Source organism: Mesorhizobium sp. M0051 (genome assembly GCF_040323235.1).
In the GTDB taxonomy this organism is placed as follows: domain Bacteria; phylum Pseudomonadota; class Alphaproteobacteria; order Rhizobiales; family Rhizobiaceae; genus Mesorhizobium.
The window spans coordinates 77,006-89,142 of the sequence record NZ_JAMYUT010000007.1; the positions used below are offsets into that span (position 1 = coordinate 77,006).

The window sequence follows — 12,137 nt, forward strand, 5'->3', positions numbered from 1 at the left end:
AGTTGAGTCCACAATAGATCCTTCCGATATGTCACTCGGTACGAGGCAGTCGACGGGCAAGGCGCAGCAAGGCCGAGTTGCGATTTGTTCGATACGAGTTGCCGCAGGATCGCTTTCGTATCAGCCAGGCATCAGCTGTCAGTATTCCCCGACGTCGATAACAGCCTGGGCGAAGGCCTGTGGGGCTTCCTGCGGCAAATTATGGCCTATACCGCCAGTGATGATCCGGTGGTCGTATCTGCCTGAAAATTTCTTGGCGTAGGCGCTGCTGTCGGGATGGGGTGCGCCATTGGCATCACCTTCGAGGGTGATGGTGGGCACCGGGATCAGGGGACTTTCGGCCAGCCGTTTTTCCAGGCCGTCAAATTCCGGCTCGCCTTGTGCCAGGCCGAGCCTCCAGCGGTAATTGTGGATGACGATGCTGACGTGATCCGGGTTGTCGAGGCACGCTGCACTGCGATCGAACGTGGCGTCGTCAAAGTCCCATTTCGGCGAGGCGATCCGCCAGACAAGATTCGCGAAGTCCCGCCGGTATCGTTCGTAGCCAGCCCGCCCGCGTTCCGTGGCGAAATAGTATTGATACCACCATTGGAGCTCTGCTTTCGGCGGCAACGGCATTCTGTTTGCCGCGAGGCTGCCGATCAGATAGCCGCTGACCGAGACAAGGGCTTTGCAACGCTCGGGCCAGAGCGCCGCGACGATGCAGGCCGTGCGCGCGCCCCAGTCATAGCCGGCGATGATCGCATGGCTGATCTTCAGCGCATCCATCAACTCGATGACATCGACAGCCAGCACAGACTGCTGGCCGTTGCGGACCGTCTGACTGGAAAGAAAGTGCGTCGTGCCATGGCCGCGTGCATACGGAATGATCACGCGATAGCCCGCCATCGCCAATAACGGAGCGACTTCGACAAAGCTGTGGATGTCGTAGGGCCAGCCATGAAGGAGGATAACCACGGGACCGTCGGGCGGACCCGCCTCGGCGTAACCGACATTCAGGACGCCAGCGTCGGCTTGCCTGAGCACTGCGAAGGAAGCGGCCGTCGACCGCTCTGTCGTTGCTCCATCCAACCCTGAAACAGGTCGTGCCTGAGCTGTGAGAACTGTCGTGAACTGCGTAACAGCCAGACCGATTGCCGCGGCGCCGACAAAGGCCCTGCGATATCGATCGATCTCTTTCGGCGGTTCTGCATTTTCCATTGTTGCAACCTCTTTCCAGGGCAAGATCGGATGCCCTGCTGTTTGACGCAGCTTTGGCATCACCTTCATTCATCGACTTGGCAGTGCCAGGCTGCATGCCCTGGCAATCGTTCAGGACGGCCGGGCGTGAGTGACGCCACCACCTGAAGTTTGACGCCCTTGCCGGGCAACGTAGGAGGCTGCGTCTGTACGTGGGAAGACGATGCTGAGTGGCGCCTCGGCCTCCATCCTTAGAAATTCGGGGCGTAACCCATCGCCGCGCTTGGCAGCGATCAGGTGGAGGTTCTGCAGCAACGCAAGCATGAATAGCTCCTCTGTTGTATGCCTTGGCTCAGGGGCGTTAGGACGGGCAACCGGCCAACTTCGCAGTTAGACGAGACCCTCGCGAACCATCGCGGCGCGAACGGCCGGACGGGCCGCAATTCGGGCGCGGAGCGCATCCAGAGGCGCGGGAACGGGGACTTGGAAGCGGGCGGCCCAGAGCAGCATCACGAAAAGATAGAAATCCGCGACGCTGGGTTTGTCGCCGAACAGATAGTCGGTCTTGAGTTCGTCCGCGAACAGGCCGAGCTGCATGGTAATCGTCGCGCGCGCCTTGGCCTTTTCAGCATCGCTGCCTTGGTGCCACATGGGTTTGAAGCTTCGGTGTATCTCAGTCGAGACATAGGTCAGCGCTTCGAGAACGCGCGTGCGGCCCAATGGCCCTTCCACTCCAAGTGCCGGGTATTGCGATGCGACCCAATCGAGCACGGCGATGTTTTCTGTCAGCGTTTCCCCGCTATCCAGCACGAGGGCCGGAACATACCCCTTGCGCGTCACAGTGGTGAAATCCTCCCCGGAGCCGGTCCGCTTGGTTTTGAGATTGACGGTTTCGCGCTCGAAGGAAGCACCAGCCTCCTCCAAGGCGATGTGGTCGGCCAGGCTGCAGGCGAGAGGGCTATAGTAGAGTTTCACGGTCTTTCCCTTTCTGGACCCTCGATGACGTTTCGAAAATTTGGCCGTCGTCGGGCGCGAGACTGCTCATCGCGATGCGCCGGTCATCATTGCCGGCGGCATCCACGCCGTCGGCAGCCAACGACGCTCCAGAGAACTCGCACTTGGCGGTGGGGATGGCTACGACACCGACAGCTAGGCGCGCCTATGCCGAGGTATGGTCGAGCTGAAACAATTGTTCGTGGTTGCCGCACCCTCAACGCCGAGCGTCTCAGCTCACATCAGGAATGGGTCAGGTGGAACCAGAGTCCCCGCCCTCCTGGACATGGCGTGCTCGACAGTCCGACCATTCCTTCGCTCGGGAGACCATAGACGAAGGTATTGGAAGCGCGTGCCCTTGGCACGATGGCTCACATCCTGCCTTGGTTGGCATATTTCAAGCTGACATGCGGCGCGAAAACCGAAGCGTGGATTTGCGCGAAGTGCCGCCGACGAAATGAAGCAGTTTTTTCCAAAGCCAGGAGTCATCATCATGCCGGAGATGACCATTATGGGTCCGGCCGATCCGCAGTTGCCTGCGACCGACGCCGTCCATACGGCATCGAGCAAAAAAGCAGACAAAAATGCCGGCGTACCGCAGACCGTCCGCAGGCCGATCGGTCCCAAGGAAGAATCTGGCCGGGGCAACTGGGGCCATTGACCCTGACGGCATTGATTTCAGGACCGGGCGAGGCCTCGGTCTTTCCGCCGTCTCAACCGGCAAACGGTATTCCCAACCCTGGCTAGCACGGTAACCGCGACGAACCCGCTCGCAATCCCGAGTTAGCGGCACGGCTCTGGCGCCGATGTGACCCGCTTCGTAAGCATGGACCTCATGTATGGTTGACCAAGCGGACGACAACTCCGGTGTCAAGATGGCCGCCGTCTCGGTCGAGGCCAGCAGCCTCGGCGACCAATTGGCGACCATCCATCTGGGTTTGAAGGCATCGCCGGTCCGCAACTGGCTGCTCTGGACGTCGGTTGGAATCGTGGCAGTCATTAGCGCGACATCGATCGGCCAGGTCGTGCTCAACAGCTGGAACCAGCCCTTCTACGACGCGCTGGCGCGCCGCGACTTGCCGGTTCTCCTATATCAGCTTGTGATCTTTGCCCTTATTGCCGGCAGCCTTCTGGTGCTCAATATTAGCCAGGCCTGGCTTAACCAGATGATCCGGCTGAAGCTGCGCGAGGCGTTGACGCTCGATCTGATCGACCAATGGATGCACCCGGCGTGGGCGTTGCGATTGACAAATGCCGGTGCTATCGGCGTCAATCCCGATCAGCGCATGCAGCAAGACGCCGCGCATCTTTCCGATCTGTCGACGGACCTCGGGGTCGGGCTGCTGCAGTCGTTCATCCTGCTGGCATCTTTTGTTGAGGTGCTTTGGCGGGTTTCTTCTGGCTTCGTCTTCCACATTGGCGGTTATCCCTTGGCGATACCAGGTTACATGGTGTGGGCGGCGCTGCTTTATGCCGGCATAGCATCGTGGCTGAGTTGGCTGGTGGGGCGCCCGCTGGTCAATCTCGACGGTGATCGTTACACACGGGAAGCGGAACTTCGCTCCTCCATGGTGCGCATCAACGAAAATGTCGATGCCATCGCGCTCTACCATGGCGAGGCCGACGCGAAGCGACGGCTCGAAATGGACCTCAGTGCGGTGCTGGCAGCGATGCGGCGCATCTACACCGCCCAGATCAACCTGTCATGGGTGACCAACACTTACGGCTGGATTGGCATCGTGGTCCCAATCCTTATCGCGGCACCTGTGTATTTCTCGGGCCAGATAGGCTTCGGCGGACTGATGGTGGCAGTCGGCGCGTTTAACCAGATGAATTCTTCGCTGCGCTGGTTCATCAACAACGTCGGCAGCATCGCCGACTGGCGCGCCACGCTGATGCGTGTTGCCGATTTTCGCATCGCGCTGAATAAGACCGACGTGGTGCACGACATGGAAAAGCCCATTGAAGTCGGCGACAATGCCGATGGGCCTGACCCCCGAGAAACTTGAGACCTGCTGTCCCGAATAGAAGGGCAAGCAGCCTCTTCTCGCCGCTGGACACTCGCCTCACGGATTGCTTTGAGAGTAAGGACAGACGTCAACTTACACGGTCTGCTAAATGCTATTGGCCGGGCAACGCCTTTGCTCCTCGGCGCGGAGGAATGCCACTTGGCATGTACGCCGGGGATCGCACATCCCTGACGAGCTGCGACCGAGCGCATCGATATCTTCTACAATCATCGCGCCTGGCCGCCCTAGACTTTAGCATCGACGAACAGGTGCCTGCGTAGAATTGGCGGGTACCTGGGACTGCCCCATTCTCCGCGTACCGGCCACCTCCGTGGCACGGCTGAAGAAGGAGATGAAAATGAGAAATGATGTACCAAGCAAGGGGTTGGAATGGACCAACCTTATTCTCGGCGCAGGCTTGGCCTGCGCCGCAATCATGTTCGTCGGGCTACCTGCTGCGGCTTGGGACGCTGGGGTCGTGGGCGCGCTGATTGTGTGCAGCTCTGCCGTGGCCCTCTACCGGTACGGGGACTGGACGGAATGGTCCAACCTCACCTTGGGGTGCTGGGCGGTGGTCGCTCCGTTTCTGCTCGGCTTCGGATCTGCGCAGGGGCCGATGTGGACGCATGTCCTGGTCGGGGTTTGCGTAGCGACAACAGCTGCGGCGCAACTTGTGGCAAGTCGCAGGACGCAAGCTCATTCGAGCTCCAACTAACTCTGTTGCCCGGAGGGCGCCGCGGCGCGGCAACGGGGAGTTTCGGCTTGCCTCTTGCGCCTCGGCGCCTCCAACGCTGCTGCGCGGCTGCTGCGCTCAAACCAGATGGAGCCCTATACTCAGGTCTAGCCTGTCCAATCAAACCTCCATGCCTAATCATCCTTTGTCGTGTTGCACTGGCCTCAATGCTTCCGTCAGATATTGAGGAGAAGTTGTCGTTTTCCTCAGCCCCGGACTCGTGGTCTCCGGCGCGATAAAAGGAGATTGCGGTCGATCTTGGTTTTAGCGAAGTGACTGTGAACGTCCATCGGACCAATATGATGAAGAAGAAAAAGGCGCGGTCCGTCTCACATCCATTCAACGATTGTCAGCCGCCTCCAACCTATTACAGTGCCAGTTGAAGATGGCTTCGGCTGCCGGGAAAGCAGTCGCAGAATCGGCAAAAAACGGGGCGCTTTGCGAACTGAGTAGACGCGGCCACGATGACAGGTCGGCCGGGGGAACCGCATCCAAAAGGTCTCAGATGGAACTAACCTCATCGCGGCAGCGCCGCGCCATGGCTGCCGCGATTAGCGTTGGATGCGTTTTGGTTACGCTTTCAACCCATGAGCGATCCGACCTGTTGGTCGTGGTCGCAATTGTCTGCGTCTGCATGGGCTGGAAGGCGGGATTGGGTGCCGTAGCAGCCGCCAGCTTGCTGTCAGCGGCGATCCTGCTGTCGCCGGAATACGTCACAGAGAACGGTCTTGCTCGGTTCGCGGCGTTTGTTTCGGGGCGCTTGCACTTTGGCTGGTGGTAAGAATCTTCGGGACCATCAGCTTCTATGACCGGCTTTACCAGGGCGCCGGGTCGGGCATTGCCGATATTCCGGGCATCGCCTGGTCCGCCTGTCCGGACGGACGCCTTCGGTTTCTCACTCCCGCAGCCCTTGGGTACATTGGCGTCACGGTCAAGGAAATGCGCGAGATCATGGATGCCGACGACTTTTCTTGGTGGCGGAGATTTGTCCATACCGACGATGTCGAGGCGAGCATGGCGCAATGGCGCCACAGCCTAGAGACGGGCGAGCCTATGATCGAAGAAAAGCGTTTGCGCCGGCTCGATAGCACCTATCTGTGGTTTCGCGATACCGGTGTTGCCTCGCGCGATGACCAGGGGGCGAATCGTCGGCTGTCATCGCCATACCGAGGACATCGACCGGCGCAAAGCGGAGACCGCGCTGCGCAGCAGCGAGAGGAGCTCAGGCTGCTGATCGATACGGTGCCACGATGATCTGGCTGATGACGCCGGCGGGATTGCCGTACTATTTCAACAAACTGTTCGCAGACTGGGCGGGCATCAGTTCAGCCAAGGAGGAACCGCGAGGCACGCGGCAGTTCGCCTCGCATGTGGAGTTGTTTCCATCCGGATGACCAGGCGGGCGTCAAGGCCGTGCTTCAGAAGTCATTTGCCCGGGGAGAGCCACTCCAGCACAGAGGTCGGCTGTGCCGGAAGGATGGCGAATATCGCTGCATCGATTCGCGCTTCGAACCGTTGCGCGACGAAGACGGAACAATCCTTCGCTGGTACGGCGTCAACTTCGACATCGACGACGAGGTCCGCGCGCAGGAATCACTGCGTCTGGTGGACGAGCGGCTCGCGCGCGCCCTGCGCGCCGCGAGCGGAGATCATCTCCCGGACCGCACGACACGACTGGGCTGGTCATGAGGGCGGACGCTGGGGCCCTGCGATATCGGGCTGGTGAGGTGGCGGATGAGGTCGGATTCGCTTAGCACGCTAGCCGCCGCTCCGTTTTCGCCGCATACAACGACAAGGCCAATGCCAGGCTTCGAAACCGAAAGCGCCGCGGCTTGCACCGCCGAGTTGGCCTCGATCACCATAAGGCGCCTTTGTCAGTTGAGTTGTTCGATGTGCATCAAGGTCCTCCGAGATCGCCCTACCTTCCGTCGACCTCACTTTTCGAATGTCGTCAAGTTTGTGTCGTCCGTATCGACGACGAACACGGCAAGCAATCGAGCAGGCTCGGTGGTGCTGGCATTTCCGCTGACGCCGTGATGATCACCGGGGAACTCGGACCAACTGTCGCCAGTCCGATAGGTGGTCACTGGCCCGTTATTGACCTGACTGCGGATCGCGCCTTCCAGAACCGTTGCGAAGATAAAGGCCGACTTCGCGTGAGTATGTGACGGGGAGCTACCGCCAGGCCCATACTCAACCAGCACGGCACGCATGCTCTTGCCGGGCACATTCGGGAGTTGGTGGTCGTAGACCATAGTCACCTTTGCGCCTGAAGAATCGTCGGCCTTGGCCCCGGTTACAAAAACAGCTGCAAGAGCAGCGGTACAGAGGATGGTCTTAATCATGGTTTTGGTTCCTTGTTTGTGATGAGGTGAAGAAGGGATCGCCGGCCGATGGGAGGGGCGGCCGGCGATCAGGCTCTTGCCGGGGGGAGCGGCGTGAGCCTATGACCTGATGAAGGCGAGCTATGTCGCGCTGGGTCGGCCAATGCTATGACTGGAAAGAAGCGGGGATTGGTTCTCGCGCTGATCGCGCAAAACCAATTTGCCGTTGCTTCTTCGGCCCCGCATTACAGCCGTTCTGTCGGCTTTTGCCATGTAGCGGCCCTCAGTCAATGTTTCGATGAAACGCGACGCCTGCCAGTCTTTTGGCCACGGGCCGGCGACATATTTCTCGTCTTTGTAGACAAAGAAGACAGAGTAGCCGTTTGCGTCCGCTTCCTTCTTTACGCGGTATGTCATTTTATCTGCCTTACACGCTGCTTGAACTTTCGTGCTAAATTGGAAAGCAACTTAATTTGGTCGCTCAACGGAGATCCGATCTTGAGGCAACCGATGCGTCGAGCGGCACGCAAATCACAGATCAGTTCCGCTGGAGCTGGGCATGGCCGAACCAGTCTTCGAAGTCCGTTGCACCGATGCGCGGATGGTCGCCTGGCACGAGGGAGCGATCGCTAAGTTCCGTGCCAAAATAGCGTGCCTGGGGATCCGCTGTTACTTTACGCGGATCGTTCGTTGCCTTCAGAAATCTAGCAACGAGGTCGCTCATGCGGATCGGCTCTGGGCCTGCAATCTCGATCACGCCATTGACCGGTGGCGAAAGCGCCACATCCGTCATGATGTCCGCTACATCGTCAGACGCGATTGGTTGAAAATAGGCATTCGGGACTTTCGTGATGTCCCCGATAGTACCCGACTGGGCAATGCCGCTCAGGAATTCGAAAAACTGCGTCGAGTGGACGATCGTGTATGGGATTGCGGAGCCTCGGATCAGTCTTTCCTGGGCCATCTTGGCGCGCATGTAGCCGCTATCAGGCAGACGCTCGGCGCCCACGATCGAAAGGGCGATGTGGTGCTTCACGCCGGCGGTTTTTTCTGCTGCGAGCAAGTTCCGGCCAGAGGTCTCGAAGAACTCCAGAACGGCCTTGTCCTCGAAAGAGGGCGAATTCGCCAGGTCGATGACGACCTGCGCTCCCGCAAGCGCTTCGGAGAGACCCTCGCCGGTGATCGTGTTGACGCCGCCGTTAGGTGACGCTGCGAGCACATCATGACCCTTCTTACGCAGCCTCTCGACTGTCTTCGAGCCGATCAATCCGGTTCCACCAATAACAACGATCTTCATGACGTACTTCCTCGGTTCGTGATTCAGGTTCGATTTCTGATCGAGCGGCCAAGTGGCCGGCGCATCGCTTGTCTTCGTTCGAGACAGTGCACCGGGGCTGCCGGTCCAGGCTATCGACCGGAAGCATCTGTCATGCGATGCGAAGGTCTAGGACGAATGCATCCGTCGAATGGGGATTCTTGTCAGCAGGGAGACAGCGACTTGAGGTACTAGCTAAGCCGGCATGCCGCCCGGGAGCGGTCAGGGGCCATCACCATTAAGATCGGCCGAGAGGCCGCTTCGGCCAGCCGCAAGTTGCTCTTCGACCGCACTGAGGCGCATTCTGGTCAGGCAGCTTTGGGGCCGTTTGCTGTCCGATCGGTTATTGCCGAGGGACGAGTTAAAGCCGCCGTTCGGCTCACGACCTTGTTGTCGCCGTTCGGGGCGCTTCGGTGGCCGCCGGAACCCGCCATTGGTTCGGTTTCCGACGGACGGCAGAGCAGGAGCCGAAATCACACTGTCCGCTGTTTGCATCTGATCACTAAGGAGCGCGCGCGGGAACCATCCGCTAGTTGCAGGTGCGAGAGCTGCTAATACCTTCAGTCTCCTCGAATCCTCACGGCCGAACGCGGATAACCGTCTTTCCCGTGCGTCGCTCGGTTGAGTTGAAGGTGGCGACGGCATCATCCAGGCTAGATACCTTGCCGATGTTCGTCCGCAGTCGTCCATCCCGGATCCGCTGAACTATCTCAGAAAGCTGGGCTCGATCAGCCTCGACGACGAAGTCAACCGCCAGGCCACCTGCAGGTCGAATATCTGTTGGTCCGACGACTGTCACAAGCATTCCTCCGGCCCGGACCAGAGTTGCGGACCGCTTCTGGATGTCGCCGCCGATGACATCGAACACCAGATCGACACCGCCGACGTCTTCCAGCGTGTCATTCCCGAGGTCGACGAATTCATTTGCACCGAAGTCGAGCGCCTTCTGGCGATCGGCGGCGCGTCCGGTGCCGATGACATAGGCTCCGGCCTCCCTTGCAAGCTGCGCCACCATCGAACCGACGGCACCGGCAGCGCCATGCGCGAGAACGCTCTGCCCCGCCTGAAGGCGGCCGTGCTGGAACAGCCCCTGCCACGCGGTCAGGCCGGAGATCGGCAGGCTCGCGCCCACCGTGAAGTCGACGTCGCCGGGTAGTGGCGCGAGATTGCGTGCCTCCATGGCGACATACTCGGCGAGCGTGCCGTCGCGATGCCAGTCGGCGAGGCCGAACGCTCGCTGACCGATTGAAAGCCCCGTGGTGCCGTAGCCGAGCACAGTGACCACACCGGCCAGCTCATGGCCGAGGATCGACGGCGTCCGGTCACGGAAGGCTCGATCGGCCCAGGTCGAAGGCCACTCCAGTTCGGTGTTGACGAATCCGGCCGCATGAACCTGTACGACGACATCGTTTATTGCCGCCTGCGGCTCGGGCCGCTCCACCATCTTCATCCCGACCGTTCCTGCAGCCTGATCCGTCACTACGATCGCTTTCATGCGAATTGTCTCCTCAGTGATTTGTTGGCTCGGGGTAAATTGCAGGCGTGGAAGGTCTTAGATCTTTCACGCAGTTAGCTATCGGTTCTACGCCTCCGCGACGGCCTCGATGTTGAGTTGCTGTGTGATGCCGACGAGACATCTGGCGGGCGCTTCATCTTCAGAAGCTCCGTCACATCATGCAGATCATCTGCCGATGAGATGGCAATCGTCAGCCATTTTCCGTCTATGTATGTTTTGGCTTCATCATAGAGCCTGACCAATTGCGGGCGCCAGACATAACGCCGCTCCTCAAACTTCTCTCGTTCTGCTCCCCCCATGACCACGACAGCCGAAAACCGCCGGTATTCCGGCACCAAGGTACAGAACGCCCTGGTCTTCCTATAGCGCAGGACCAACCGCGGTTCTTACCACCGTCGAGGGTAGACTTCTTTGATAGCGTTTCGGACGTGCATCTCGGAACGACCGAACCGGGCCGAGAGCTGATCGGCAGTTTAGTCGAAGAGAATGCGCTTGGGACCGCGATTTCCCTGCCGCTATGGAGCGACATCGGCTGCGAGGACTTGCAGCGAAACAAAATACTGCCGATCAGATCACTATGAGCAACTGGGGGCTAATGCCTCTATCCGCTTGGGATTGATACCGACTCGGGTGCACGACTCTAGAAGTGAGCGTTAAGTTTGTTGCGCCACGCGCGTCCCTGGCGCCACAGTTCATGAATCAGCGATCCCAAATACACGAGGCGGCGCCTCAGATGTTGGCCAGCGTAGCCAGCATCGCGATAGTCTGTAATGTAGGTATTGGCACCGCGGGGCGTGGACGCCGCTTCAACCTCGTGGCCCTTGCTTTGTAACTTTTTGACAGTGCTCGCTCTGATGTAATGTGAGCCACCGATGACTACAATTTTCATATCGAGTCTCCAAATCTGAGAGCGCTCGCACGACGATGCGCTATCTGCGGACGGCGGCCCCGAAACAACATGAGCTTTCACGAGTACACGACCCGATTTGTCTCAACTCCGATAGAATCTGCTACCAAGGTACAGCCAGCGCAGGTGCGCCCAAACTGGCGTCAGCAACTGCCATCGCCGCAGCGCTAACCCTCGTCTATTTCGTCGTGCGTGCCTTTGTTTTCCGAACGCAGATGACATTCCGCTGATTTGTTGTTGTCCGGGCGGAAGCCTGCATCGCGCTAGCTATCCTTGCCAGCAACCTCCAAGACGATTGCATCAGGAAACTTGCATCTGCCGGGGAGGGACGGCCATCACACCGACAGCCAGACGTGCCTATGCCGAGGTATGATCGGGCTGAGCGATTGTTCTGTGATTGCGGCGTGAACAATGCCGGATCTGAGGAACGCTAACCGGAGAATTCAGAAACCCGGCGACCATTCATGGCCTCCTCAACAGTCCGGCCAGTCCTTCGCTCAGTAAATCATGACCGAAAGTATTGGACGAACGCGCCCTAGGCACGATGGCTCACGTCCCACCACGGCCGGCATATTTGAACCCGACGCTACGTATTCGAAAGGCCACGGCCGTGTCCTGCCTTTGCTCGATGCCGCCGACGCGCTGAAGCAGCTTTCCCAACGCTAGGAGTCCTCGTCATGGCCGACCTTTCCGAACCCGAATCCGGCAGCGCCGAGCACACATTGCCCGCCGAAGCGCCGGCCGCCGTCGAGGTTGACGTCTCCTCAGTTGCGCCGGGAATGTCGCTGGTCGTGCAATGGCGCGGCAAGCCGGTGGTCGTGCGCAACCGCACCGAGCAAGAGATGAAGGACGGCGAGGCAGTCAATCTCGCCGAGCTCAAGGATCCGATCGCCCGCAATGCCAATTTGCCCGCAGACGCGCCGGCGACCGACGCAAACCGCACTGCGCCAGGTAAGGAAGCCTGGATAGTGATGGTCCAGGTCTGCACGCATAGCGGCTGCATCCCGGTTGGCCAGCAGGGCGACTTCGGAGGCTGGCTCTGCCCATGCCACGGTTCTCAATACGATAGCGCCGGACGCGTCCGTAAGGGTCCAGCGCCGGAGAACATGTTGGTGCCGGCGTTCCAGTTCATTTCCGACACCAAGATCCGTATCGGCTGAA

16 protein-coding genes and 2 pseudogenes are annotated in these 12,137 nt (G+C 59.6%); 10 read left to right on the forward strand and 8 right to left on the reverse strand.

Annotated features, from left to right (window positions below):
• Nucleotides 1–138 precede the first annotated feature (138 nt).
• Nucleotides 139–1,200 carry an alpha/beta fold hydrolase gene (locus NKJ90_RS09475; protein ID WP_352486069.1) on the reverse strand — a complete coding sequence of 354 codons (1,062 nt, stop codon included), beginning with the start codon at nucleotides 1,198–1,200 and terminating at the stop codon, nucleotides 139–141.
• 369 nt (nucleotides 1,201–1,569) lie between these two features.
• A complete protein-coding gene (locus tag NKJ90_RS09480; RefSeq protein ID WP_352485971.1) occupies nucleotides 1,570–2,154 on the reverse strand; it encodes a glutathione binding-like protein in 585 nt (194 codons plus the stop codon).
• 40 nt (nucleotides 2,155–2,194) lie between these two features.
• On the opposite strand from NKJ90_RS09480, the gene NKJ90_RS09485 reads away from it, so the two are divergent.
• The 9 genes and pseudogenes from NKJ90_RS09485 (at nucleotide 2,195) to NKJ90_RS09525 (ending at nucleotide 6,603) form a co-directional block, all read left to right on the forward strand.
• Nucleotides 2,195–2,332: a hypothetical protein gene (locus tag NKJ90_RS09485; RefSeq protein ID WP_352485972.1), complete on the forward strand. Its 138-nt coding sequence runs from the start codon at nucleotides 2,195–2,197 to the stop codon at nucleotides 2,330–2,332.
• Between the two features lie 333 nt (nucleotides 2,333–2,665).
• Complete coding sequence (locus NKJ90_RS09490; RefSeq protein WP_352485973.1) at nucleotides 2,666–2,833, forward strand: hypothetical protein; 168 nt, start codon at nucleotides 2,666–2,668, stop codon at nucleotides 2,831–2,833.
• 178 nt (nucleotides 2,834–3,011) lie between these two features.
• Nucleotides 3,012–4,197, forward strand: a pseudogene (locus tag NKJ90_RS09495) (ABC transporter ATP-binding protein/permease); the annotation flags it as partial.
• A gap of 342 nt (nucleotides 4,198–4,539) precedes the next feature.
• The gene (locus NKJ90_RS09500) at nucleotides 4,540–4,896 is read left to right on the forward strand and encodes an SPW repeat protein (RefSeq protein WP_502904895.1); all 357 of its coding nucleotides are present in this window, start codon (nucleotides 4,540–4,542) and stop codon (nucleotides 4,894–4,896) included.
• A 296-nt stretch (nucleotides 4,897–5,192) separates the two neighbouring features.
• Complete coding sequence (locus NKJ90_RS09505) at nucleotides 5,193–5,297, forward strand: hypothetical protein (protein ID WP_502904899.1); 105 nt, start codon at nucleotides 5,193–5,195, stop codon at nucleotides 5,295–5,297.
• A 155-nt stretch (nucleotides 5,298–5,452) separates the two neighbouring features.
• Nucleotides 5,453–5,695: a hypothetical protein gene (locus NKJ90_RS09510; protein ID WP_352485974.1), complete on the forward strand. Its 243-nt coding sequence runs from the start codon at nucleotides 5,453–5,455 to the stop codon at nucleotides 5,693–5,695.
• A 158-nt stretch (nucleotides 5,696–5,853) separates the two neighbouring features.
• Complete coding sequence (locus NKJ90_RS09515) at nucleotides 5,854–6,168, forward strand: PAS domain-containing protein (RefSeq protein WP_352485975.1); 315 nt, start codon at nucleotides 5,854–5,856, stop codon at nucleotides 6,166–6,168.
• Complete coding sequence (locus tag NKJ90_RS09520; RefSeq protein ID WP_352485976.1) at nucleotides 6,165–6,308, forward strand: hypothetical protein; 144 nt, start codon at nucleotides 6,165–6,167, stop codon at nucleotides 6,306–6,308. The genes NKJ90_RS09515 and NKJ90_RS09520 overlap by 4 nt, the downstream gene beginning before the upstream one ends.
• A gap of 19 nt (nucleotides 6,309–6,327) precedes the next feature.
• Nucleotides 6,328–6,603: a PAS domain-containing protein gene (locus NKJ90_RS09525; protein ID WP_352485977.1), complete on the forward strand. Its 276-nt coding sequence runs from the start codon at nucleotides 6,328–6,330 to the stop codon at nucleotides 6,601–6,603.
• Between the two features lie 245 nt (nucleotides 6,604–6,848).
• Here NKJ90_RS09525 and NKJ90_RS09530 read toward each other — a convergent pair whose 3' ends face one another.
• From NKJ90_RS09530 to NKJ90_RS09555, 6 genes and pseudogenes are all read right to left on the reverse strand, one after another.
• Nucleotides 6,849–7,259: a cupin domain-containing protein gene (locus NKJ90_RS09530; RefSeq protein WP_352485978.1), complete on the reverse strand. Its 411-nt coding sequence runs from the start codon at nucleotides 7,257–7,259 to the stop codon at nucleotides 6,849–6,851.
• Between the two features lie 120 nt (nucleotides 7,260–7,379).
• Complete coding sequence (locus NKJ90_RS09535; protein ID WP_352485979.1) at nucleotides 7,380–7,655, reverse strand: hypothetical protein; 276 nt, start codon at nucleotides 7,653–7,655, stop codon at nucleotides 7,380–7,382.
• A 121-nt stretch (nucleotides 7,656–7,776) separates the two neighbouring features.
• Nucleotides 7,777–8,535, reverse strand: coding sequence for an SDR family oxidoreductase (locus NKJ90_RS09540; RefSeq protein WP_352485980.1), 759 nt, complete (start codon nucleotides 8,533–8,535; stop codon nucleotides 7,777–7,779).
• A 595-nt stretch (nucleotides 8,536–9,130) separates the two neighbouring features.
• Nucleotides 9,131–10,048, reverse strand: coding sequence for an NADP-dependent oxidoreductase (locus NKJ90_RS09545; protein ID WP_352485981.1), 918 nt, complete (start codon nucleotides 10,046–10,048; stop codon nucleotides 9,131–9,133).
• 74 nt (nucleotides 10,049–10,122) lie between these two features.
• A pseudogene (locus NKJ90_RS09550) lies at nucleotides 10,123–10,469 on the reverse strand (DUF3788 domain-containing protein); the annotation flags it as partial.
• Between the two features lie 240 nt (nucleotides 10,470–10,709).
• Nucleotides 10,710–10,958 (reverse strand): hypothetical protein, encoded by a 249-nt coding sequence (locus tag NKJ90_RS09555; RefSeq protein ID WP_352486080.1) that lies wholly within the window; start codon nucleotides 10,956–10,958, stop codon nucleotides 10,710–10,712.
• A 695-nt stretch (nucleotides 10,959–11,653) separates the two neighbouring features.
• Between NKJ90_RS09555 and petA the strand changes: the two genes are divergently transcribed.
• On the forward strand, nucleotides 11,654–12,136 hold the full coding sequence (gene petA, locus NKJ90_RS09560; protein ID WP_502904896.1) for a ubiquinol-cytochrome c reductase iron-sulfur subunit: 483 nt from the start codon (nucleotides 11,654–11,656) through the stop codon (nucleotides 12,134–12,136).
• The last annotated feature ends 1 nt before the right edge of the window (nucleotide 12,137 follow it).